The 24,863-nt window shown below is 34.1% G+C and carries 21 protein-coding genes, 1 pseudogene and 1 riboswitch; of the genes and pseudogenes, 18 read left to right on the forward strand and 4 right to left on the reverse strand.

The window, feature by feature from the left end; all coding sequences use genetic code 11:
* The first annotated feature begins 177 nt into the window (after positions 1 to 177).
* Positions 178 to 2,223 carry a class I SAM-dependent methyltransferase gene (locus tag NHG49_RS09580; protein WP_064476417.1) on the forward strand — a complete coding sequence of 682 codons (2,046 nt, stop codon included), beginning with the start codon at positions 178 to 180 and terminating at the stop codon, positions 2,221 to 2,223.
* 27 nt (positions 2,224 to 2,250) lie between these two features.
* Positions 2,251 to 2,397, forward strand: a pseudogene (locus NHG49_RS09585) (radical SAM/SPASM domain-containing protein); the annotation flags it as partial.
* Between the two features lie 166 nt (positions 2,398 to 2,563).
* Here NHG49_RS09585 and NHG49_RS09590 read toward each other — a convergent pair.
* Positions 2,564 to 3,088, reverse strand: a complete 525-nt coding sequence (locus NHG49_RS09590) for a GNAT family N-acetyltransferase (RefSeq protein ID WP_064476416.1) — start codon at positions 3,086 to 3,088, stop codon at positions 2,564 to 2,566.
* 142 nt (positions 3,089 to 3,230) lie between these two features.
* Here NHG49_RS09590 and NHG49_RS09595 point away from each other — a divergent pair, with 142 nt between their 5' ends.
* From NHG49_RS09595 to NHG49_RS09605, 3 genes are all read left to right on the forward strand, one after another.
* The gene (locus NHG49_RS09595) at positions 3,231 to 3,929 is read left to right on the forward strand and encodes a response regulator transcription factor (protein WP_064476415.1); all 699 of its coding nucleotides are present in this window, start codon (positions 3,231 to 3,233) and stop codon (positions 3,927 to 3,929) included.
* Entirely contained in the window at positions 3,919 to 4,986 is a 1,068-nt protein-coding gene (locus tag NHG49_RS09600; RefSeq protein ID WP_064476414.1) for a sensor histidine kinase, read from the forward strand. The genes NHG49_RS09595 and NHG49_RS09600 overlap by 11 nt, the downstream gene beginning before the upstream one ends.
* Positions 4,987 to 5,068: 82 nt before the next feature.
* Positions 5,069 to 5,977, forward strand: a complete 909-nt coding sequence (locus NHG49_RS09605) for a M23 family metallopeptidase (protein WP_098111536.1) — start codon at positions 5,069 to 5,071, stop codon at positions 5,975 to 5,977.
* Here the strand turns inward: NHG49_RS09605 and NHG49_RS09610 are convergent.
* Positions 5,967 to 7,262: an Nramp family divalent metal transporter gene (locus NHG49_RS09610; RefSeq protein WP_001030663.1), complete on the reverse strand. Its 1,296-nt coding sequence runs from the start codon at positions 7,260 to 7,262 to the stop codon at positions 5,967 to 5,969. The genes NHG49_RS09605 and NHG49_RS09610 overlap by 11 nt on opposite strands.
* 492 nt (positions 7,263 to 7,754) lie before the next feature.
* On the opposite strand from NHG49_RS09610, the gene trhO reads away from it, so the two are divergent.
* Complete coding sequence (trhO, locus tag NHG49_RS09615) at positions 7,755 to 8,714, forward strand: oxygen-dependent tRNA uridine(34) hydroxylase TrhO (protein ID WP_258125859.1); 960 nt, start codon at positions 7,755 to 7,757, stop codon at positions 8,712 to 8,714.
* 173 nt (positions 8,715 to 8,887) lie between these two features.
* Here trhO and NHG49_RS09620 read toward each other — a convergent pair whose 3' ends face one another.
* On the reverse strand, positions 8,888 to 10,363 hold the full coding sequence (locus tag NHG49_RS09620; protein ID WP_258125860.1) for a hypothetical protein: 1,476 nt from the start codon (positions 10,361 to 10,363) through the stop codon (positions 8,888 to 8,890).
* Between the two features lie 174 nt (positions 10,364 to 10,537).
* Here NHG49_RS09620 and panE point away from each other — a divergent pair, with 174 nt between their 5' ends.
* Positions 10,538 to 11,482: a 2-dehydropantoate 2-reductase gene (panE, locus tag NHG49_RS09625; RefSeq protein ID WP_078183608.1), complete on the forward strand. Its 945-nt coding sequence runs from the start codon at positions 10,538 to 10,540 to the stop codon at positions 11,480 to 11,482.
* A 55-nt stretch (positions 11,483 to 11,537) separates the two neighbouring features.
* Here panE and NHG49_RS09630 read toward each other — a convergent pair whose 3' ends face one another.
* A complete protein-coding gene (locus tag NHG49_RS09630; RefSeq protein ID WP_000031869.1) occupies positions 11,538 to 11,666 on the reverse strand; it encodes a hypothetical protein in 129 nt (42 codons plus the stop codon).
* A 138-nt stretch (positions 11,667 to 11,804) separates the two neighbouring features.
* Positions 11,805 to 11,951, forward strand: a riboswitch (cyclic di-AMP (ydaO/yuaA leader).
* A 143-nt stretch (positions 11,952 to 12,094) separates the two neighbouring features.
* Here NHG49_RS09630 and NHG49_RS09635 point away from each other — a divergent pair.
* The 11 genes from NHG49_RS09635 to NHG49_RS09685 all read left to right on the forward strand — a co-directional run bounded on the left by NHG49_RS09635 (position 12,095) and on the right by NHG49_RS09685 (position 24,851).
* Complete coding sequence (locus NHG49_RS09635) at positions 12,095 to 13,921, forward strand: APC family permease (protein WP_000254869.1); 1,827 nt, start codon at positions 12,095 to 12,097, stop codon at positions 13,919 to 13,921.
* A gap of 593 nt (positions 13,922 to 14,514) precedes the next feature.
* On the forward strand, positions 14,515 to 15,675 hold the full coding sequence (gene nheA / locus NHG49_RS09640) for a non-hemolytic enterotoxin NHE subunit A (protein WP_046959101.1): 1,161 nt from the start codon (positions 14,515 to 14,517) through the stop codon (positions 15,673 to 15,675).
* A 37-nt stretch (positions 15,676 to 15,712) separates the two neighbouring features.
* Positions 15,713 to 16,921 (forward strand): non-hemolytic enterotoxin NHE subunit B, encoded by a 1,209-nt coding sequence (gene nheB / locus NHG49_RS09645; protein WP_064476410.1) that lies wholly within the window; start codon positions 15,713 to 15,715, stop codon positions 16,919 to 16,921.
* A gap of 107 nt (positions 16,922 to 17,028) precedes the next feature.
* On the forward strand, positions 17,029 to 18,108 hold the full coding sequence (gene nheC / locus NHG49_RS09650) for a non-hemolytic enterotoxin NHE subunit C (RefSeq protein ID WP_064476409.1): 1,080 nt from the start codon (positions 17,029 to 17,031) through the stop codon (positions 18,106 to 18,108).
* Between the two features lie 233 nt (positions 18,109 to 18,341).
* The gene (locus tag NHG49_RS09655; protein WP_258125865.1) at positions 18,342 to 18,968 is read left to right on the forward strand and encodes a LysE family translocator; all 627 of its coding nucleotides are present in this window, start codon (positions 18,342 to 18,344) and stop codon (positions 18,966 to 18,968) included.
* A gap of 365 nt (positions 18,969 to 19,333) precedes the next feature.
* Positions 19,334 to 20,281 (forward strand): DNA-binding transcriptional repressor DeoR, encoded by a 948-nt coding sequence (locus NHG49_RS09660; protein ID WP_064476407.1) that lies wholly within the window; start codon positions 19,334 to 19,336, stop codon positions 20,279 to 20,281.
* A 305-nt stretch (positions 20,282 to 20,586) separates the two neighbouring features.
* Entirely contained in the window at positions 20,587 to 21,258 is a 672-nt protein-coding gene (gene deoC / locus NHG49_RS09665; protein ID WP_064476406.1) for a deoxyribose-phosphate aldolase, read from the forward strand.
* Between the two features lie 102 nt (positions 21,259 to 21,360).
* Positions 21,361 to 22,542: a NupC/NupG family nucleoside CNT transporter gene (locus NHG49_RS09670; RefSeq protein ID WP_064476405.1), complete on the forward strand. Its 1,182-nt coding sequence runs from the start codon at positions 21,361 to 21,363 to the stop codon at positions 22,540 to 22,542.
* 36 nt (positions 22,543 to 22,578) lie between these two features.
* Positions 22,579 to 23,880 (forward strand): pyrimidine-nucleoside phosphorylase, encoded by a 1,302-nt coding sequence (locus NHG49_RS09675; protein WP_064476404.1) that lies wholly within the window; start codon positions 22,579 to 22,581, stop codon positions 23,878 to 23,880.
* A gap of 33 nt (positions 23,881 to 23,913) precedes the next feature.
* On the forward strand, positions 23,914 to 24,309 hold the full coding sequence (locus NHG49_RS09680) for a cytidine deaminase (protein ID WP_064476403.1): 396 nt from the start codon (positions 23,914 to 23,916) through the stop codon (positions 24,307 to 24,309).
* Positions 24,310 to 24,455: 146 nt separating this feature from the next.
* On the forward strand, positions 24,456 to 24,851 hold the full coding sequence (locus NHG49_RS09685) for a DUF2871 domain-containing protein (RefSeq protein WP_064476402.1): 396 nt from the start codon (positions 24,456 to 24,458) through the stop codon (positions 24,849 to 24,851).
* Positions 24,852 to 24,863 lie beyond the last annotated feature (12 nt).

The raw sequence follows: 24,863 nt of genomic DNA on the forward strand, positions 1-24,863 counted from the left end.
AAGAATGTGTTACAAACTTGGCATGTTAGAAACGAAATTGATAACTCTCTTTTACATGATAAAAAGACTCGGTTTGATGCATTTGTATTTGAAAGAGATATAGATGGTAAAGGGGGCATAAGGTGATAATCTTTTTAGAGAAGATATCCCAGACCATACTACTGAAATTGATTATATATGGGGGTAAATAAGGTGAAAAATATTGAGATTCTAAATAAATACATTGAAGGGTTTTCTAATATTCTCCCTACGTGGTTAAAGTATCTAATCGAGGCAGAGGAGATACATCAAAACTATGAGAATGTACAAGTACTTGGTGAATTAAAAACAGATGCGGTGTTGTACTATGTACACCGTACGCTGCAAGTGTTAGATGGATTGTCTTTAGATGAAGAAGCGTATCGCATTATTGAAAAAGTACTAACGTATAGTGAGCTTGCAAAGGTAGGCTCTTTAAAACAGCGAGAGAAATGGAAGAAGAACGGAATCAATCTATTGGTACATAACGAGGGTTCTGCTGATATCTTTAGTGATATTCAGTTTATCGAACATATAGAGACAAACTTAAACTCTACTGAGTATTTGTTTGTTCGAGATTTAATTAGAACACATGGATTAATCGGGCAGTATATCCGCGGAGAGGCTCGTTTGAACTCTCATATTGATTTAATTGACACATATAAAGAAGAATACGGAGACGTTAGGTTAAAGGAGATTCTATACTATCTTAATCAATGTATTATTGAAGGTGTATCAAAATCTTTGTGGAGCGAAGTAAAGAACGATGTGAAGATTACAATTGATGGGCTATTTGATGGTTATGTGGAGCCATTTACTTCTCGTGTACATAGACTCACGCCAAAACATAAGGAGTCAGTATTTGAAAAAGATATAATTATGGGGAGCGAGAAGAGAAACGTTCAAACATTTTTATCTGATAAGGATTTGTGGTATGTAGAACCGTCTATGCATGCCCTTAGCTTCGAGGATATTTGGACAGTTTTTGTTATGTTAAAGAACGAGATAGGAACTAGAAAGGTTCAACATATCCATTTCGAGAAATTGATGCAGCAGTTGCACTATGATTTCAAAGGTGAGAAGAAGGACAATGTGTATCGTAAGCGGGTTATTGAGAAGTATCTACGGGAGTACCGTGAGAACGAGAAGCCGGATACAACACATGTTTCTTTTGAGATTAAAGTCGATGAAGATATGAAGACTGCGTATGTGTCGTTTCAGTTTTCTGCTGTAGGTGAGGCGTTAATCATCTTCTGTGTAGAGGCAGAAAAGATAGATATGATGCATGCTCGAGCAAATGTACTGCTCTTTGATTTCTTCGGGTTACGAAAGGACGCATATGATAGATTCCATAACGAAGAAGTGTATTTGGAACATATGAATAGTTCGGCTGATGATAAACGAATTATTCTTGATTATATAAAGGGAGATACGGTTGTAGATGTTGGAGCTGGTGGTGGTGTTATGCTAGACATGATTGAAGAAGAGACCGAAAATAAACGAATCTACGGTATCGATATTTCCGAAAACGTGATTGATACGTTGAAAAAGAAGAAACAGGACGAAGGTCGTTCTTGGGACGTCATTAAAGGGGATGCAATCAACTTAGGTAGTTCGTTTGATAAAGAATCGGTTGATACGATTGTATATTCTTCTATCCTTCATGAACTGTTCTCTTATATCGAGTATGAAGGGAAGAAATTCAATCATGAAGTAATTAAAAAGGGGTTACAGAGTGCTTACGAGGTGATAAAGCCAGGAGGTCGTATTATCATTCGTGATGGCATCATGACTGAAGATAAAATGTTAATGCGTGTGATTCATTTTAAAGATGCAGGTGGAATGAAGTTCTTAGAGCAGTATGTCCGTGAATTTAAGGGGCGTATAATCCAGTATGAGGTACTTGCAGACAATACAGTCAAAATGCCTGTTAACGATGCGATGGAGTTCTTATATACGTATACATGGGGTGAGGATTCCTTTGTTCACGAGGTGCAAGAGCAGTTTGGAATCTTTACGCCAAACGACTATAAGGATTTCGTAAAGGGTATCTTTGGAGATAAAGTAAACATCGTTCAAGCTATGAACTATTTACAGGATGGATATACACAACATCTTAGCGAGAAAATCGATTTTAAAGATGAGTCTGGGAATGCGGTTGTGCTACCGGATAGTACGTTCTTTATGGTTTTAGAAAAGAGGTAATGATATTGAAAACTTATAAAAAGTTTAGTTTGTGGGTTTCGATATGTTTGTGGAGGATCTCGTTCTAAATCATATGCAATGACGGGAGATTACATGGAAAGCGAACCTTTCTGTGTATACATTCCAAAAGCATTGCGAAAACAGAAAAAGAACGTAAAAAAGGGACATGAGTAAGAATATGCTCATGCCCTTTGTTTAGATTATATAATTTATTGTACTTCGCATCAGTCGTATGATGATCTAAGAAATGAAAAACGCTCGGTTTCCCATCTTTCGTTAAAAATCCACTATCTTGATTCATTATGCTGAAACGAGTTTTTACGTATAATTTCTATTAAACTCATTTTAATAAAGAATAATAATTTGTATCATATGGGATATCATCTTGATACATATAATTTTTTAGAACGCCTTCTTTTTCAAATCCTAATTTTAATAGCACTTTATTGGAAGCCTCATTTTCAAGAAAGACAATTGCCCCAATCCGCTTTAAGTGAAGTGTGTGGAAACCGTATGATATAACGTCAGAAACAGCTTCCGTCGCATATCCTTTTCCCCAGTGTTCAGGGAGAAAGGCATAACTTATATTAGCTCGTTTATGCTCAGAAGACCAATCGTGAAAACCAATGGTACCAATGAGTTCTTTCTTGCCTTTTAATTCAATTCCCCACTTTATACCACTTCTTGCATTGTAACTCAGCTTAAAGTTATGAATGACTTGTTTCACATGATCAACATTTTGTAATGGTTTTTGGCCATAATAGCGCAGTACGTCAGTATTAGAAAAGCATTGTAGTATACTCGGTGCATCTTCTTCGGTAAGTTCTCGTAAAATGAGTCGGTCGGTTTTTAATATAGGAAACATACTTTCACTCCATTTCTTCTGAAACTAGAATGTGTTGTTATTATATAATTTAGTCTGAAAATAAAGATTATTCAAGAGGGAAGTATGGTTTTAATTTGTGATAAAATTGATTGTGGAATATATTTCAAAAAGAGGTTTGTATATGGAGAAAAACTCAATTTTAATTGTAGATGATGATCAAGATATTGTTCGATTTGTTAACGCGAATTTAATGCAAGAAGGTTTTAAAGTTTTTAGTGCTCATAACGGAGAAGAGGCTTTAAAAATAATAAATAATAACAGTATTCAACTTGCTATTTTGGATATTATGATGCCACATATGGATGGGATAGAATTGTGTAGAAGGATTAGAGAGAAACATAGTTTACCAATTATGTTTTTAAGCGCGAAATCATCGGATGTAGATAAAGTAATTGGGTTTAGTACTGGGGCAGATGATTATATTGTGAAGCCGTTCAGTACAATTGAATTTATAGCGAGAGTGAAAGCTCAATTAAGAAGGTATACATATTTCAATCAAAATGCTGCCCAAGTAATAGAAATGAAAATAAACATTAGAGGGTTAGAAATCGATGAAGTGTCGAGAACAGTAATGTTATATGGAGAAACAATCAATCTTACGAAAACTGAATATGATATTTTGTACTTAATGGCCGCTGCAAAGAATCGTGTGTTCACTATTGAAGAAATATATGAGAGTGTTTGGAAAGAAAGAGCCTATGAAAGTAATAATACAGTAATGGTTCATATTGCAAGATTAAGAAATAAAATTGAAGCGAATCCAAAAGAGCCGAAGTTTATTCAAAATGTTTGGGGAGTCGGATATAAAATTGAAGATTAAATCATTACAAGGCATTAGAGCTAAGTTTTTTATCGCATTCATATGTAGCATTTTGTTAGCAACTGTAAGTATAATAGCGTTTCAAATTGTAGTTGGAAATATATATAGTCATATTACTGGATTAGAGGAAAAATATTCATTGTTATATTTAATAGCTTTTTTAACTTTTACTACAATATACTTTGCATTCATGACAAAAACAATGATGAAAAGGTTATCTGAAATAAATAAGAACGTGAAAGAAATAAGTAATGGTAATTTGGAAATACATATACCTATTTCAAAAAATGACGAGATTGGTGAATTAGCAGCGAATGTTAATAGAATGGCTAAAAGTTTAAAAGAGTCTATCGAAAATGAAAAAAAATCGCAGGAAATGAAAACTGAAATGATTAGTAATATTTCTCATGACTTACGAACACCTGTAACATCTATAATCGGTTACGCGGACCTGTTAGGAAATCAGCTTCATTCAAATGGAGAAGAATGTGAACAGTATGTAAGTATATTAAAGCGAAAAAGTTATGAATTGAAAAATCAAGTAGATGATTTATTAGAATATTGTCAAATAAATTATAGGGAGATTGAATTAAATAAAAGTGTAGTAAATATGAAAGCGTTCATTGAACAAATCATGATTGATTTTGTACCATTACTAGATGATGCCGATATGAGCTTTTATATTAACGGTGATAAGGAGTTACATGTGGAAGTGGATGTAGCGCTTATGGTGAGGCTGTTCGAAAATGTAATTAATAATAGTATTATGTACGGGAAAGACGGAAAACAGATTTTGATTCAAATTTCTAAAAGAAACATGAATGTTGAAATAGAAATTGAAAATTTTGGACAATGCATTCCGAATGAGAACCTTCCTTACGTTTTTGAGAAGTTTTATCGTGGTGAAAAATCACGTAGCTCTCATACGGGTGGAAAAGGAATGGGACTTGCAATTGCGAGAAGTATAGGGGAACTTCATAAAGGAGATATCACTGTACGTAGTAACGATAAAGAAACGGTTTTCACTATCGTTTTACCGCAGTATAAAGAAATGTAAGAAAGTCGTAAGTATTTCTTTTGTATGTCGTAATTTTCACTTCGTATCATGTAGAACAAAGATATGAGAGTGGGGATACAACATGTGGAAGAAATATGTATTAGTAATTTTAGTTGCGTTTTTAATTATAAGTTGGAGTGTAGTTTATTTAGCTAATGGTGTTATAATAGTCATTTTTTGGTGGATTATACAAGCATTTAGTTTAGTATCAATCTTTATTTTGATAGGTTCAGTATTACTATTTGTGTGGAAAGGCATTTTCAGAAAGCGAATAGATAGAACGCTACTCTTCATCGTTCTTTTCTCTATAATTGGAGCTTGGCCTTTAGGGTGGTTTGCTAACATAGGCGGACTTGCTTACCCAGCAGATGTACATTCTATGAGCCCTAAAATAGTCGTTCGTTTTCCTTTAAATGAACGAGCACTAGTGGGCTGGGGCGGCGATCGGTTAGAAACGAACTATCACGTTATCAAACCAAATGAACGATGGGCGTATGATATTCTTATTCCGCCTGCTGAAGTGAAAAGTAGTATGTTAGAGGATTATGGAATATATGGGGCGGAAGTAATGGCACCAGCTAATGGAACAGTTGTATCAATCAATAATGATGAAAAAGATATAGTTCCGGGATCGGATGATTTCCAGTCAATGGCGGGGAATCATGTTTATTTACGACTAGACGAATCAGGGACATTTATGGTTCTGGCGCATTTAAAGAAAGACTCAATTAAAGTGAGGGAAGGACAACATGTAAATGAGGGAGAGGTTCTTGCTCAAGTCGGTAACTCAGGAAGTTCAAGTGAGCCGCATTTACATATACATCACCAAAGGCAGGATCCATCCAAGGTGAGTATATTTTTCTCGGAAGGATTACCACTTTACTTTCGAACTGAAAAAGGTGCGATAATGCCAGAAAGAGGTACATACATAAGTGGTAATGAAAAAAGGTATTCCAGTTTTATTGGAATACCTTTTTTCATTATCCTATAAATGTTTGATACAGTAAGAAAATATTTAAAATGATAACAAGTGCAGCAATAATCCAAGCGATAAAGGTTGTTATGCGGTGGTTAACGAGTGCACCCATAATTTTTTTACTGCTTGTAAACATAATAAGTGGTACTAATGCAAAAGCAATACCGAATGATAAGACGACTTGGCTCATGACTAGAGCGTAAGTTGGATTTACTCCTAAAGCGATAATAACTAAGGGTGGAATCATTGTAATAAAGCGGCGTAAATATAACGGAATATGCATTCGAATGAATCCTTGCATAATAATGTCACCTGACATTGTACCGACAGAAGAGCTAGATAGTCCTGCTGATAAGAGCCCAATTCCAAATAAAGCAGCCGATACTGGACCGACTAAAGTACTGAACTGGTTAAAAGCAACATCAAGATCTTCAACATGCAAGCCATTTTTAAAGAATAGTGCAGCAGCAACAATTAACATACTCGCATTAATTGCTCCAGCGATAACCATTGCAATAATGATATCAATAAATTCGAAACGGAAAATCTTTTTCTTTTGTTCGTCAGTTGTTCCAACCACGCGGCGTTGTGTCAATGCAGAATGTAAATAGATTGCATGTGGCATTACTGTCGCACCTAATATCCCTGCTGCAAGTAATATACTGTCTACACCTTGGAATTTCGGAATAAATAGTCCGGAAAGAAGGGGACTTAATTCTGGTTTTGCATAAAAAACTTGGATTCCAAATGCTATTACTACAATAAAAATCATCCCTGTAATAATAGCTTCTAGTGGGCGAAATCCTCTGCGTTGAAACTCAAGAATAATAAATGATCCGACTGCTGTAATTAAAGCAGCTGGTAACATAGGAATTCCAAATAATAAATACAATCCGAGTGCTGCCCCGATAAATTCAGCTAAATCTGTAGCCATAATAACGAGTTCACCTTGTATCCATAAGCCGATAGACACAGGTTTTGGAAAGTGCTCGCGAGCTATTTCAGGTAAATTATTTCCCGTAGCAATTCCTAATTTAGCTGATAAAGTTTGAATTAATACTGCCATTAAGTTAGAAGCGAATATAACCCATAATAGTAAATATCCGTATTGTGAACCAGCTGCGATATTTGTAGCAAAGTTACCAGGGTCAATATAAGCTACGGATGCGATAAAAGCGGGTCCTAAAAACGGTAACAGTCGTTTCCAGCCTTTCGTTTCGCCACTTAAAGCTAAGTGTGCGGATTGAACAGTTGTACTTTGAGAAGGGACTTGTTCATCTTTTGATATATCTTTATTCATAGTAGTTTTCCCCTTTGAAATGTTAACTTGATGAAATTATTGTAAGTATTCTTATTGTTTATTTCAATACATTTAGATGTATTAGATGATATTTTTATTTGAACACAAATGTTTCCTTAGTGCAAATTATATGCCTTGCTGCAATAGATGGTGTCGTGTTATAAAAAATTGGGAGTTTATGGTGTGATGACGTGGGGAAACATAATGAATTAAAGGGCTATTTTTGAAATTTATGTGAACATAAAGCCTATAATACAGCATATTAATTGATGGAATTGCATTTGTATGATATATAATATATTGGGATTACAACTTAACCATAGTGTTTTGATGTGTAATCTTGTTTTTTATTTTTGTTAACTTATAGAAAATAGTATAAAGAGAAGAAAATGGGATGCATAAAACTTTGGATACATTTTCTTATTATATATGTTTTGATATGAACGTTAACTTATACATGATTTTAAAAATTAGATAGGTGGTAGAAATACATTGGCAACTACAAAACCATACAGAGTATTACTATATTACATGTATACAACAATTGAAAACCCTGAAGAATTCGCTGCAGAGCATTTAGCATTTTGTAATTCACTTGAATTAAAAGGAAGAATCCTTGTAGCTAATGAAGGAATTAACGGAACTTGTTCTGGAACTGTAGAACAAACAGAGAAATACATGGAAGCAATGAACAACGATCCACGCTTTGACGGTATCGTATTTAAAATAGATGAAGAAGAAGGGCACGCATTCAAGAAAATGCACGTACGTCCTCGTCCAGAGTTAGTGACACTTCGTCTAGAAGATGACATTAACCCACACGAAATAACTGGAAAGTATTTAGAGCCAAAAGATTTTTATGAAGCAATGAAACAAGAAGATACAGTTATTATTGATGCACGAAATGATTATGAGTTTGATTTAGGACACTTCAAGGGTGCAATTAAACCAGATATCGAATCATTCCGTGAATTACCAGATTGGATTAGAGAAAACAAAGAAACACTTGAAGGTAAAAAGATTTTAACATACTGTACAGGCGGAATTCGTTGTGAGAAGTTTTCTGGTTGGTTAGTTCGTGAAGGTTACGAAGATGTAGGTCAGCTTCACGGCGGTATTGTAACGTACGGCAAAGACCCAGAAGTACAAGGTGAGCTTTGGGATGGACAATGTTACGTGTTCGATGAGCGTATCTCTGTACCAGTAAACCAAAAAGAGCATGTTATCGTTGGTAAAGACCACTTTACAGGTGAACCTTGTGAGCGCTATGTAAACTGTGCAAATCCAGAATGTAATAAGAAAATTTTATGTTCTGAAGAAAACGAAGCAAAACATTTACGTGCATGTTCTCATGAATGTCGTGTACACCCACGTAATCGTTATATCGTGCAACACGAATTAACTGAAGAGCAAGTAGCTGCTGCATTAGAGAAAATCGAAGCAGGAAAGTAAGATAAATTAGTGTAATAAAAAAGTACTCCAAATTTTATTTTGGAGTACTTTTTTTACTATGCGGTACTTTTTTTGTCAGTTTTTGTCGGTAAGTCGATAGAATTTAAAAATCGCTAATAAAAATTTCATTTACTGAAGCGTACCACGTATTTGTAATTTGAAAATAACCTTCTTTACTTCTTATCATCTTTCTCTTTCACAGCAGAAAGTACAGTTTGTTTTACCCATGATTTTCTTCGTTTATGTTGTAGACTCCATTGGTATAAACTTTGCGCGCCTAAAATAAATGAAATGACTATGCCGCTGATTGCTATTAAAAGTGCGAAAAATTCAAGTGGCGACGAGATTTTGTTTGAATCGGTGTTTCTTAAAAGATCAATCATAGTAAACCCTAACATTTGGCCTACTACAGAGTAGAGCGTTAAAATTAATAGTAAAAGGCTATCTTTTTTAGAAGCGACATTTTCTTGATATTTAAACAAACTATCGAGATTTTGTTTTGCATTCGAGTAAAGTACTTCAATATTAAATAGTTTTCTTAAGTGGAAAAAAATATCTTCACTCTGTGATTGGGATACTAACTCTAAAGAAAAGTAATTCGCTGTAAATGAATTGATTGAATAAATTAATTTCTCTATTTCATTTGTATCTTGATCAATGTTTAGTTCAGCATAAGCGTTTGCCATCTTTAATAAAACAACTTTATGAAATAGATTTAATAACAAAGCGTAATAAAACTCTCCGTACATTTGACTAGCAAGTTTAGCGAATTCGTGTTCATCCTCTTTTGTTATACATGTGAAAATATGTTCTTCCATAATAAAGTAGCGATTAGGAGCCCATCTTTGATAAGAATGTTTTGTTAAATAATCTTGAATATAAGGAACATTATTTGCGCTAATATAGGGCTTGCCATTGTCTGTTAATCCGGAAAGACTGGAAGCTCGGTATACATCGATTACATGAAGGTCTGACTTTTTGTTTATGGATAATAAAGTTTGTACATACATTCGTTGATCTTCAAAGAAGGGGAATGTTTGAAAGTAAGAACTCCGCAATCTCTTTTTCTCAAAGAAGTCTGTTAAGCCATGAAATAAATCGCCGAATATGAGCTTCTCTACTTGTGAATATTGTTTTCCGTTACATTCAATACAGATAGTTTCAGTTGTATCATTTTTAGTTTCAAGGACACGGAAGCGGGCGGCAAATTCGATTGCTTCTGACAATGTCATGTTTGGAGCGGTTTCTACTTCTGTCCGAATTGTTAAGAAGCCAAGCTCATAAGGACAAAGTGTTACGTCAATAGAATGAATTTTGAATGGAACGGAAATCAAATTTGTTGTTAAATGTCCAGTTAAGTTAAGGTCTTTAGAATAGCGCTGCAATCCTTTTTGGTGCTCTGAGTGAGGAAATAGAATTTTATTTGTAAATGAAAGATAGTATGCTTCCATATTTTGATGTGAAACTTGAAACTTTCCGTAGTATGTATTTTCATTTTCAAGATGATCGAGTCGAAAAGGGCGAAAATCATTTTTCTGTAAGAAAGGGAACATATTTTGTTCATATCCGGTTTTAAAAGAAAACGGGAATATAAATTGAAATATAGCTGTTGCTACATCTTTTTCCTCGATTGTCTGTATTGCCTCCATTTACATTGTTTCCTTTCATATATGCTATAAAAACAACATGCCCAAATTTATTTGAAAATAACCACTGTTTTATACTTGATTAAGAATGAAAATTCAGCTTATTTAGTAGAGGACATGTATAATGTTATGTATACTACATGTTATAAAATTGTATTTTGAAAAGGGGGATGTTGTATGCGTATTTTAGTATTAGGAGCTGGTGGCGTCGGAGGATTTTTTGGTGGCCGATTAGTCGAAAAAGGGGAAGATGTTACGTTTCTTGTTCGTAGTAAAAGAAAACAGCAATTAGAGGAAAAGGGACTTGTTATTCGTAGTGTGAATGGGGATTTTTCCTTCCAACCGAAATTAATAACGAAAGAAGATCGAACTTCTCCATTTGATGTCATTTTATTTTCAACAAAAGCGTATCACTTAAACGAGGCGATTCAAGATTTGAAGCCGTTTGTAGGTGAAAATACTGTCATCATTCCATTGTTAAATGGTATTGCTCATGTATCACTATTACAAAAAGAATTTGGTGAAGAGAAAGTGATTGGCGGTCTATGTTTTATCGAGACGACGTTAAACGATCAAGGAGAAATTGTACAAACTAGCGCTGCCAACAGACTTCTGTTTGGAGAAATGAAGTTTCAAGATTCAGAGAGAATACAGCATATTGCTAAAGCATTTGCAGGTACGAAATCTAGTTTTGTTTTAAGTGAAAATATTACGCAAGATATGTGGCATAAATATTTATTTATTACTGTAATGTCAGGTGTGACAACATTAATGCGTGCACCAATAGGACCGATTCGTGAAAGCGAAGGTGGACGTGATTTTATTCAAAACTTATTTGAAGAATGTGTGCAAATCATGAGATATATAGGGGCACCAATTAAGGAAGATATTGCCCAGGAACATATGAAAACAATTGATAAAATTTCGTATGATATGAAGTCATCGATGCAGCGTGATATGGAAAAAGGTTCGTCCATTGAAGGGAAGCACATACAAGGATACTTACTAGATGTAGCAGAACAGTTTTCTATGGAAGCACCATTATTGGGTGCGGTATATCAAAATTTAAAAGTGTATGAAGAAATGATCTTTAACAAATCAGCAATAGAATTGGATGTATGAAAAAATAAAAAAGAAAGCAATATATAAGTGTATTGCTTTCTTTTTTTATGACAACTTATTTATTTCTTTTCGTTCTATCTGTCAAATTTATTTCCTGTTCACGTTTACCGTATAATTGATTAATTTCATTTGCTAATGCATCTAAATAGGAATCGGAAAAAATAGGCTTCTTTTCTTTAGACATATGGGTCTCCTTTATCGTTTTTTAGTATTCATTATGTATATTTACCAGCGGATTATGCGCAATCATTTTATTTTTTTCTTTTTCAAAATTTTTGTTTACATTTTGAAAATAAAGGAGTATTATAATCCACAGTTTCAATTTTCTAAATCGCTGAAACCGCATGGTGCGGGGGACCCGTTCTTATGGATTAGTACTTAATCCAATGGGGTGAATCCTTGAAAAAGGTAGGGCTACTCATAGGCCCGAATCCGACAGCTAACCTCGTAAGCGTTATATTGAGAAGGAAGGTGGAGCTTGTGCGACAAAAAATATAATGTCTACAAGTCTATTTCGTTATGGCTTGTAGACATTTTTGTTTTCTGAAGAAATTGTTTATCCGCTGTAACTAGCAGAATCGTTCGTACAAAATTATTGGAGAGTGGACAGCATTGGTTTCATCTATTAAAAGGTTTTTAATTGGAAGACCGTTAAAATCAACTGAGTTAGGAGAGCAAAAGCTTAATAAAACGAAGGCGTTAGCCATTTTATCTTCTGACGCATTGTCATCGGTTGCATACGGACCAGAGCAAATTTTAATTGCTTTAGCAGGTCTTGGAGCGATTGCTTATTGGTATTCAATTCCAATCGCTGTTGGGGTATTAGTGTTATTGACAGCCCTTATTTTATCTTATCGTCAAATTATTTTTGCTTATCCTCATGGCGGAGGCGCGTATGTTGTATCAAAAGAAAATTTAGGGATGAATCCAGGGTTAATAGCTGGAGGATCTTTATTAGTCGATTATATTTTAACTGTTGCAGTAAGTGTGTCCGCAGGTACAGATGCGCTCACATCAGCTTTTCCAAGTTTACATGCACATAATGTAATCATTGCGATTATATTTGTTATATTGATTACTATTTTAAATTTAAGAGGGGTAACGGAATCAGCTTCCGTTTTAGCATATCCGGTTTATTTATTCGTTCTAGCACTATTTATATTAATTGGGGTAGGGATATACAATATTTTAACTGGTCACGTTTCACCGACTTTACACACGCCGATTGGAACGCCGGTTGCGGGAATTAGTTTGTTCTTACTGCTACGAGCATTTGCATCGGGTAGTTCGGCTTTAACAGGTGTTGAGGCAATCTCTAACGCAATTCCAAACTTTAAGGATCCTGCACCTAACAATGCAGCGAAAACATTGCTTGCAATGGGTGCATTACTTGCCGTTTTATTTTCAGGAATTGTCTTTTTAGCTTATTATTACGGAATTAATCCAAGTAAGGAAGTAACAGTTGTTTCACAAATTGCTGAACAAACTTTTGGACGTAATTTCATGTACTATTTCATACAAGGTACAACTGCTTTAATATTAATTCTTGCTGCTAATACAGGTTATTCTGCATTTCCACTATTAGCAGTTAACCTTGCAAAAGACAAATTTATACCGAGAATGTTTACGATTAGAGGAGACCGCCTAGGTTACTCAAACGGTATTATTATACTTGGGATAGCTTCGATTATTTTAATTGTAGCTTTCCAAGGGCAAACAGAACATTTAATCCCGTTATATGCAGTAGGAGTATTTATTCCATTTACACTTTCTCAAACGGGTATGGTATTAAAATGGCTTCGTGAAAAACCTGAAGGATGGGCTTTGAGATTAACGGTTAATTTAATTGGTGCAGTTATTAGTTTTATCGTAATGAGCATGTTCTTTTTAACTAAATTTGCACAAGTTTGGTCAATCCTTATTTTCTTACCTGCCATCATCTTCTTGTTCCATAGAATTAAGAAGCATTACGATGCAGTGGGCGATCAATTGAGTTTAAAAACTTGTGAACCACTTGTTCCAATTGAGGGAAATGTAATTGTCGTTCCTGTAGCGGGCATGACTCATGTGGTGGAAAATTCATTGAACTATGCGAAGGCTCTTTCTGCAGATCAAGTTATCGCTGTATATGTTGCTTTTGACAGAGAAGAGGAAAAGAAATTTGAAGAGAAATGGAAGAAGTGGCAACCTGAAGTAAGACTTGTTACCTTACATTCTCACTATAGAAGTATTATTCAACCGCTAACAAAGTTTATTGATACAGTGCAATATAAAGCGAGTGAATCAAATTACCGAGTTACTGTCGTTATACCACAGTTCATTCCGAAAAAAGGTTGGCATAACATTCTTCATAATCAGTCTAGTTTACTCATTCGTGCGTATTTACTCTATAAAAGAAATGTTGTTATTACAACAGTTCCATATCATTTGAAAAAGTAAGAAGATTTTTTAAGGATAGCTTTACGAAAGTGAAGCTATCCTTTTTGTGTATACGTTATGCATAATTGCATATGAACCTAAAAGATATATTGATATAATTTTTATATCTATGATTAAGTAGGAGTTTTTGTTGTGATATATGGATATTTCAATTGAAAAAGTGAAGTGGATTATATTTTGAAATAAGGACAGGAAAGCTTGAAAATAAAGGGAATGAAAATGCTTCTTTACGATAGATAAATAGCTGTGTTTAAATGACCTTACAGTACAAAACTTACATGAAAACAAAACGAAATTTCATATTTGCGTACGTTATTTAGCTTAAAATGAATAATATTTTTATGTAATATATTCACTGTGTGAATGTGGAAATGGCTATGAAATAGAAATTTTATACAATATTATTCATACTAATCACATATGAAATGTTTTAGAACGATAAGTGAGTACTGTAGCAATAAAAGTTGGGAGAGATGGTTCGTATATGAATCACGGTAAGAACGTTCTCTATTTTAACCATCTCAAATTACGTGCAAGAAAATAGAATAATAAAATGCGATAGTAATAGTTGCTAATACATAGGAGGAGTTAAAGTGAAAAAGACTTTAATTACAGGGTTATTGGTTACAGCAGTATCTACGAGTTGTTTTATTCCTGTAAGCGCTTACGCTAAGGAGGGGCAAACAGAAGTGAAAACAGTATATGCACAAAATGTAATTGCTCCAAATACATTATCCAATTCAATTAGGATGTTAGGATCACAGTCACCACTTATACAAGCATACGGATTAGTTATTTTACAACAGCCAGACATTAAGGTAAATGCTATGAGTAGCTTAACAAATCATCAAAAGTTTGCAAAGGCAAATGTACGAGAGTGGATTGATGAATATAATCCGAAGCTAATCGACTTAAATCAAGAGATGATGAGATATAGTACTAGATTTAATAGTTATTATAGTAAGCTCTATGAACTAGCAGGAAACGTAAATGAAGATGAACAAGCAAAAGCAGATTTTACAAATGCATATGGAAAATTACAATTGCAAGTACAAAGCATCCAAGAGAGTATGGAGCAAGACTTATTAGAATTAAATCGATTTAAAACGGTATTAGACAAAGATAGTAGCAACTTATCACTTAAAGCTGATGAAGCAATAAAAACACTACAAGGATCAAGTGGAGATATTGTGAAGTTAAGAGAAGATATTAAAAGAATTCAAGGGGAAATTCAAGCGGAATTAACGACTATTTTGAATAGACCTCAAGAAATTATTAAAGGTTCTATTAATATCGGTAAACAAGTATTTACAATTACAAATCAAACTGCGCAAACGAAAACAATTGATTTCGTTTCTATCGGTACTTTAAGTAATGAAATTGTAAATGCTGCAGATAGCCAAACGAGAGAAGCGGCTCTTCGCATTCAGCAAAAGCAAAAAGAGCTATTACCACTTATTCAAAAGTTATCACAAACTGAAGCAGAGGCAACACAAATTACATTCGTTGAAGATCAAGTAAGTAGCTTTACAGAACTAATCGATCGTCAAATTACAACTCTAGAAACGTTATTAACGGATTGGAAAGTTTTAAACAATAATATGATCCAAATTCAAAAGAATGTTGAAGAAGGCACATATACAGACAGTAGTTTACTTCAAAAACATTTCAACCAAATTAAAAAAGTAAGTGATGAAATGAATAAACAAACGAATCAATTTGAAGATTACGTTACAAACGTTGAAGTACATTAAGCAGAAAAATAATTAGCGATATAGGGAGAGAAGAAAAATGACAAAAAAACCTTATAAAGTAATGGCTCTATCAGCACTTATGGCAGTATTTGCAGCAGGGAACATTATGCCGGCGCATACGTATGCAGCTGAAAGTACAGTGAAACAAGCTCCAATTCATGCGGTAGCAAAAGCTTATAATGACTATGAAGAATATTCATTAGGACCAGAAGGCTTAAAAGATGCAATGGAAAGAACGGGTTCAAACGCTTTAGTAATGGATCTGTACGCTTTAACAATTATTAAACAAGGGAATGTTAACTTTGGTAATGTATCGTCTGTTGATGCGGCTTTAAAAGGGAAAGTAATTCAGCACCAAGATACAGCTAGAGGAAATGCGAAGCAATGGTTAGATGTATTAAAGCCACAGCTTATTTCAACGAATCAAAATATCATTAACTACAATACGAAATTCCAAAACTATTATGATACTTTAGTCGCTGCGGTAGATGCGAAGGATAAAGCGACTCTTACGAAAGGGTTAACTAGATTATCAAGTAGTATTAATGAAAATAAAGCGCAAGTAGATCAGTTAGTAGAAGACTTAAAAAAATTCCGAAACAAAATGACGTCCGATACGCAAAACTTCAAAGGTGATGCAAATCAAATTACATCTATTTTAGCTAGTCAAGATGCTGGAATTCCGCTTCTGCAAAATCAAATTACAACGTACAATGAAGCAATTAGTAAATATAATGCAATTATTATCGGTTCATCTGTTGCAACAGCACTAGGCCCAATTGCAATTATCGGTGGTGCAGTAGTTATTGCTACAGGTGCAGGAACGCCGCTAGGAGTCGCATTAATTGCAGGTGGTGCAGCAGCTGTAGGTGGTGGTACAGCTGGAATCGTATTAGCGAAGAAAGAGCTTGATAATGCACAAGCTGAAATTCAAAAAATAACAGGACAAGTTACAACTGCTCAATTAGAAGTAGCTGGGTTAACGAACATTAAAACACAAACGGAGTATTTAACAAATACAATTGATACTGCAATTACAGCGTTGCAAAACATTTCAAACCAATGGTATACAATGGGATCAAAATACAATTCTTTACTTCAAAATGTAGATTCAATTAGTCCGAATGACCTTGTTTTCATTAAAGAAGATTTAAACATTGCGAAAGATAGCTGGAAAAACATTAAAGACTATGCAGAAAAGATTTATGCTGAAGATATTAAAGTAGTAGATACGAAAAAATCTTAATCAAATACGAAGCGTTAGAGCGTTACGTATTGATGAAGGGTTTGAAGCTCCTGTTCAGTTGTGAGCAGGAGCTTTTTATCCCCTTATAAAGAAAATAGGTGAAAAGAATGCAGAAAAGATTTTATAAAAAATGTCTTTTAACGTTAATGATTGCTGGGGTGGCAACGAGTAACGCATTCCCTTTACATCCTTTTGCAGCAGAACCAAATGCAAAGGTGCTACAAGAAAATGCGAAAAACTATTCTCTCGGACCAGCTGGATTCCAAGATGTTATGGCGCAAACGACATCGAGCATATTTGCAATGGATTCATATGCAAAATTAATTCAAAATCAGCAAGAGACTGATTTGAGTAAAATAAGTTCCATTAATAGTGAGTTTAAAGGAAATATGATTCAGCACCAAAGAGATGCAAAAATTAACGCGGCGTATTGGTTAAATTATATGAAGCCTCAAATTATGAAAACAGATCAAAATGTTATTAATTACAATAATACTTTTCAAGCGTATTATAATAGCATGCTAATAGCGATTGATCAAAAGGATAGCGTAAAGTTAAAAGCGGATTTAGAAAAGTTGTATGCGGATATTGTAAAGAATCAAAATGAGGTAGATGTATTATTAAGGGATTTGAAAGCTTTTCGCGATAGAATGGCGAAAGACACAAATAGTTTTAAAGAGGATACAAATCAATTAACAGCGATATTAGCAAGTACGAATGCTGGTATCCCAGCTCTAGAGCAACAAATCAATACATATAACGATTCAATCAAAAAGAGTAATGATATGGTCATTGCTGGTGGCGTACTTTGCGTAGCACTAATTACATGTCTTGCAGGTGGACCGATGATTGCGATTGCGAAAAAAGATATCGCAAATGCAGAAAGAGAAATAGCCAATTTAAAGGATAGAATTTCTGGCGCACAAGCAGAAGTCGCAATTTTGACAGATGTAAAAAATAAAACAACAAACATGACTGAAACAATTGATGCAGCAATTACAGCACTGCAAAATATATCAAATCAATGGTATACAGTAGGGGCAAAATATAATAATTTACTGCAAAATGTTAAAGAAATCAGCCCTGAAGAATTTACCTTCATAAAAGAAGACTTATATACAGCAAAAGATAGCTGGAAAGACGTAAAAGATTATACAGAAAAATTACATGAAGGTGTGGCGAAGTAAACAGTGGACTAGTTCCGCTGTTTATTTTTTATCCTGTTTTTTGTGAGAGTTGGACTTGTAATTTGATATTTAAATTTGTCATGTTTTTTATTCATATAGTTTTAGGGTAATGTTTAATCAAATCGATACTAATATCCTAGATAAACTTCTGATCAAGCTTTTTATATGTAATGTTTTAATGAAAAAAGTTATACTGTAAGCAAAACTAAAAATTGGAAAGGAAATACTAGAACATGGAAAATTATTTGTTATTTATCCTTACAGCACTGTTAATCATAATAATGCCTGGTCCTGGTTTTGCACTAGTTACAAAAAACACTATCTCGCATGGTAAAAATGGTGGGATAAAGACTGTTTTAGGAACGATATCTGGAATGATGATTCATACAATAATGGCCACGCTAGGACTCTCTGCCATCCTAATGAAATTTGCTATGTTATTTACATTTATAAAATATGCTGGGGCTTTTTATTTAATTTACTTAGCTGTAAAGTCAATTAAAAGTGCCTTATATAAAAAAGAAGCTATGTCAGGTTCAGTAGAAATGGACTCTAAGGATATTGGAGCAATTAAAAGCTTTAGACAAGGATTTACTACGGCAATTTTAAACCCAAAAACTGCTGTGTTTTTCTTTAGTTTTTTACCCCAATTTATTGTGAGTAATCAAAATCATTTCCTTCAATTTCTTTTATTAGGAGTCACATTTACGACTTTGACAGCAATATGGTATTTACTTTATATCTCACTCATACGTCAATTAAGAACTTTTCTAAGAAAAGAAAGAGTGAACCGTACAATAGAGGGTATTACGGGCGCAGTATTATTAGTATTTGGAGTGAGGTTGTTTTTCCAAAAATAAATAAGTAAATAAGAGAAATAATCAATAGTGGTTATTTCTCTTATTTACTTATTCTAAAACTACCATTTTACAATTGATTTCATACCTTCATACAAATTTTACACACGTATCTAATTTGAACTTAAAAAATAAGTTCCTCAATAACCTGACCGGTTTGCTTTATAAGAAAAAATCTTACATTATGAGGGTCGGGCTGATAATCGGTAGGGGGATGGACAAAAAACCATTGATTAAAGTGTCATTGCATACATTAAGTGAAGTAGCAGTATAGGCGGATAAAATTCGGTAGTCGAAATTTCTTGCATAAAGCTGTATAATGCTTGTAACGAAAAGGAAATACAGGAAAGGATATGTAACGAGTTGCTATGGATAAAGATAAACAACAATTAAGCGTTGAAGTTGCAAGGTTATATTATCAGTCAGATTATAGTCAGCAAGAAATTGCTAACAAATTAAATATTTCAAGGCCGACTATCTCTAGACTATTAAAGTACGCGAAAGAAAAAGGATTTGTTCAAATTAGTATAGCCGATCCATTTGCTGATTTAGATAACGTTGGGAATTTACTAAAAGAAAAGTACAACTTGTTAGAGGCACATGTCGTATTTTCTCCAGTGCCAGAATATGCAACGATTACAGAGTATATTAGTAAATATGCAGCTGAGTATATGGGAAAGACGGTTAAAAATGGTGATATCGTTGGTGTAAGCTGGGGAATGACGATGTATGAAATCGCTAGAAAAATTGTACCACAACATGTAAAAGGTGTAGAAGTTGTTCAGTTAAAAGGTGGTATTAGTCATTCAAGTGTAAATACATATGCGAATGAGACTATTGCTTTATTTGCAGATGCTTTTCAAACGACGCCAAGAAATCTACCCCTTCCAGTTATATTTGATAATGCAGTGACAAAAGAATTAGTAGAGCAGGATCGACATATTCATCACATTATCGAAATGGGAAAACAAGCGAATATTGCTATTTTCACTGTAGGAACAGTGAGAGACGAAGCACTATTATTCCGATTAGGTTATTTCGATAAGGATGAAACGAGTTTACTCAAAAAACAATCGGTCGGTGACATTTGTTCACGATTCTTTGATGGGGACGGAAATATTAGTAGTGAAGAAATTAATCAGCGGACCATTGGAATTGAGCTAGAAGAACTGAAATTAAAGAAACGCTCTATTTTAGTTGCTGGTGGTAATAGAAAAATAAAAGCAATTGATGGTGCGTTACGTGGCGGGTATGCAAATGTATTAATTATAGATCAGCATACAGCGAAGGAATTGTTACATTATCAAAAAGATTAGAAATAAAAGGCTTTCTCAAGATTTTAATTTTGAGAAAGCCTTTTATTTTACTATGTATGAATTATGGGAGTGTTTTTGAATACAAATTGCCTTTTTAAAAATAATTATGGATATTGAGATACATACTACCATTGTTAATATAAAAGTTTTCATTTTATATATGAAGTGTTTCTTAGTTAGAATGCGCTTTATTTACTACAAGAGATTCCTTCTAAAAAAGTATGAACAAAATTTCAAAAGTATATTTACATTTGTTCAACTAAGAGTTAGAATGAAGTTGTTAAAAGATATGAGGAGTGAAGATAATGAATATTGCAAAGTTAATTGACCATACAATTTTAAAAGCTAATACTACAAAAGAAGATGTTATGAAAGTAATCGAAGAAGCAAAGGAATATAAATTCGCTTCTGTTTGTATTAATCCTACATGGGTAAAGCTAGCTGCTGAAGAATTAGCTGGACATGGTGTAGATGTTTGTACTGTAATCGGTTTCCCATTAGGAGCAAGCACGACTGAAACAAAAGCTTTCGAAACAAAAGATGCTATCGCAAAAGGTGCAACTGAAGTTGACATGGTAATCAACGTAGGCGCTTTAAAAGACGGTGACAATGAGTTCGTTGAAAAAGATATTTATGAAGTAGTACAAGCAGCAAAAGGAAAAGCTCTTGTAAAAGTAATCATTGAAACTTGCCTATTAACAGATGAAGAGAAAGTACGCGCTTGTGAATTATCAGTAAAAGCTGGTGCTGACTTCGTAAAAACTTCAACTGGATTCTCAACTGGCGGAGCAACTGCTGAAGATATCGCATTAATGCGTAAAACAGTAGGACCAAACGTTGGTGTAAAAGCATCTGGTGGCGTTCGTACACGTGAAGATGCAGACAAAATGGTAGCTGCTGGAGCTTCTCGCGTTGGAGCAAGTGCTAGTGTTGCAATCGTATTAAATGATGCAAAAGGTGCTACAGATAACTACTAATCATTAATGAAGTCAAAAGCAATAGATACACAAAATAAAGTGTATCTATTGCTCTAACAATTGAAAAGAATGTAAGCGGATACGAATGGGAGGAGACGGCTTATGAAATACTTAATTGGTATTTTTGGCCTCGTATTGATTTTAGGTATCGCTTGGCTTGCTAGTAATAATAGAAAGAAAGTCAAATATCGCCCAATCATAACGATGGTTATATTACAATTCATTTTGGGGTTTTTATTATTAAATACAAGTGTAGGGAATGTATTAATTAGCGGAATAGCAGATGGTTTTGGAGAGCTATTAAAATATGCCGCTGACGGTGTGAATTTTGTATTTGGTGGATTAGTAAATCAAAAAGAGTTTTCGTTCTTTTTAAGTGTATTAATGCCGATCGTATTTATATCAGCTTTAATAGGTATTTTGCAACATATTAAAGTATTACCTATTATTGTGAAATCTATCGGTCTAGCATTAAGTAAAGTAAATGGAATGGGGAAATTAGAATCATATAACGCTGTTGCTTCTGCAATTTTAGGACAATCTGAAGTGTTTATTTCAGTTAAGAAACAATTAGGCTTATTGCCAGAGAAAAGAATGTATACATTATGTGCATCTGCAATGTCTACCGTTTCAATGTCTATCGTTGGATCGTATATGGTGTTATTAAAACCACAATATGTTGTAACCGCTTTAGTGCTTAACTTATTCGGTGGTTTTATTATCGCTTCTATCATTAATCCGTATGAAGTTACTGAAGAAGAAGATATGTTAGAAGTACAAGAAGAAGAGAAAAAGACTTTCTTTGAAGTATTAGGAGAATATATTATAGACGGATTTAAAGTTGCGATTACAGTAGCAGCTATGTTAGTCGGTTTCGTTGCACTTATCGCATTCATTAATGCAGTATTTAAAGGTGTAATCGGTATTTCATTCCAAGAAATTCTTGGTTATGTATTTGCACCATTTGCATTTATTATGGGTGTACCTTGGCATGAAGCAGTTAATGCCGGAAATATTATGGCAACAAAATTAGTATCAAATGAATTTGTCGCTATGACAGATTTAGCACAAGGCAACTTTAATTTCTCAGATAGAACGACAGCGATTATATCTGTATTCTTAGTTTCATTTGCAAACTTCTCTTCAATTGGAATTATTGCAGGGGCAGTTAAGAGCTTAAATGAAAAGCAAGGGAATGTAGTCGCAAGATTTGGTTTGAAATTACTTTTCGGTGCAACATTAGTAAGTTTCTTATCAGCAACAATCGTTGGCTTATTATTTTAATAGATTCATATCATATAAAAAGGAATGGTGATTGTAATGAGAATGGTAGATATTATTGCAAAAAAACGTGATGGCAAAGAATTAACGACTGAAGAAATCAAATTCTTTATTAATGGATATACAGACGGAAGTATTCCTGATTATCAAGTGAGTGCACTTGCAATGGCAATCTTCTTTAAAGATATGACAGATCGTGAACGTGCAGATTTAACGATGGCAATGGTGGAGTCTGGAGAAACAATCGACTTATCAGCAATTGAAGGAATTAAAGTAGACAAACATTCAACTGGCGGTGTTGGTGATACAACAACATTAGTATTAGGACCATTAGTAGCTGCTTTAGATGTACCGGTAGCAAAAATGTCTGGTCGTGGTTTAGGACATACGGGCGGAACAATTGATAAATTAGAAGCGGTAGAAGGATTCCACGTTGAAATTACGAAAGAGCAGTTCATTGATATTGTAAACCGTGACAAAGTTGCTGTTATTGGACAAACAGGAAACTTAACACCTGCAGATAAAAAAATCTATGCACTTCGTGATGTAACAGGAACAGTAAACTCGATTCCTTTAATCGCAAGTTCAATTATGAGTAAAAAAATAGCAGCTGGTGCTGATGCGATCGTACTTGATGTAAAAACAGGTGCTGGCGCATTTATGAAAACAGAAGAAGATGCAAAAGAATTAGCACATGCAATGGTACGTATCGGAAATAACGTAGGACGTCAAACGATGGCTGTTATTTCAGATATGTCACAACCTCTTGGCTTTGCGATTGGTAACGCTCTAGAAGTGAAAGAAGCGATTGATACTTTAAAAGGTGAAGGTCCAGAAGATTTAACAGAATTAGTACTCGTATTAGGTAGCCAAATGGTTGTACTTGCGAAAAAAGCAAGTACATTAGAAGAAGCTCGTGAAATGTTAATTGAAGTTATGAAAAATGGAAAAGCAACTGAGAAATTTAAAGAGTTCTTAAGCAACCAAGGCGGAGACAGCTCGATTGTAGACAATCCAGAAAAAATGCCACAAGCTAAGTATGTAATTGATGTACCTGCAAAAACTTCAGGTGTTATTTCTAACATTGTTGCAGATGAAATCGGTATCGCTGCTATGTTACTTGGTGCTGGTCGTGCAACAAAAGAAGATGAAATCGATTTAGCGGTAGGATTAATGTTACGTAAAAAAGTGGGCGATGCAGTAAAAGAAGGCGAGCCGTTCGTAACGATTTATGCAAATCGCGAAAATGTAGAAGATGTAAAAGCTAAAATTTATGAAAACATTTCTATCGCTGAAACAGCAGTGGCTCCTAAATTAGTTCATACAGTTATTACTGATTAATCATCATTACATTTACTTTGAGGAGGAAATAATATGGATAAGAAAAAATATATCGAAGAAGCAAATAAGATGTTAGCAAAAGCATATATTCCGTATTCGAAATTTCCTGTTGGTGCAGCATTAGTTACGAAAGAAGGTAAAATCTATACTGGTTGTAATATAGAAAATGCTTCTTACGGTTTATGTAACTGTGCAGAAAGAACAGCGATCTTTAAAGCAGTATCAGAAGGGGAGCGCGATTTTAGTTACTTAGTTATTACAGGCGAAACGGACGGACCAATTTCACCATGTGGTGCTTGTAGACAAGTAATTGCTGAGTTCTGTGAACCGACAATGCCTGTATTACTAACGAATGTAAAAGGTGATGAAAAAGAAGTAACTGTTGAGCAATTACTTCCAGGTGCTTTCTCAATAGAAGATTTAAAATAAGTTGAAAAGCCATTCCGCAATTATTAATTGTGGAATGGCTTTTTTATTTTCAAAAATTGAATGTAATATTTTGTTCATATTCCATTCATAAACTTTGCGTAAAATGATTGCAGTGAATATAGAAAGTTTACAGCAGGAGGAATAAAATGAAGAGATTATATAATGCAGCATTCATTTACTTAATTATCGGTTTATTATCAGGAGTATTTGCAAGAGAGTATACGAAAGCACAAGGAATTAAAGGATCCACAATGTTGCAATTGGTGCATACACATGTATTAGTGCTCGGTTTCGTATTCTTTTTAATTGCTTTAGCTTTATGTAAAGTGTTTCATGTACAAGAAACAAAGAGCTTTCGTGCATGGTTTGTTGTTTATAATGTAGGATTAATTTTTACTATTGCTACAATGCTATGGAGAGGTCTACTACAAGTAAATGGAACTGACTTTAACGGTTTAAGCCATATGGCTGGATTAGGTCATGTTATTATAAGTATCGGGTTCGTTTGGTTTATGATTTTGCTCAAAAAGTCATTTAAATAGATAGGAGTGGAG

Source organism: Bacillus sp. IBL03825, assembly GCF_024712505.1.
GTDB classification, from domain to species: Bacteria; Bacillota; Bacilli; order Bacillales; family Bacillaceae_G; genus Bacillus_A; species Bacillus_A wiedmannii.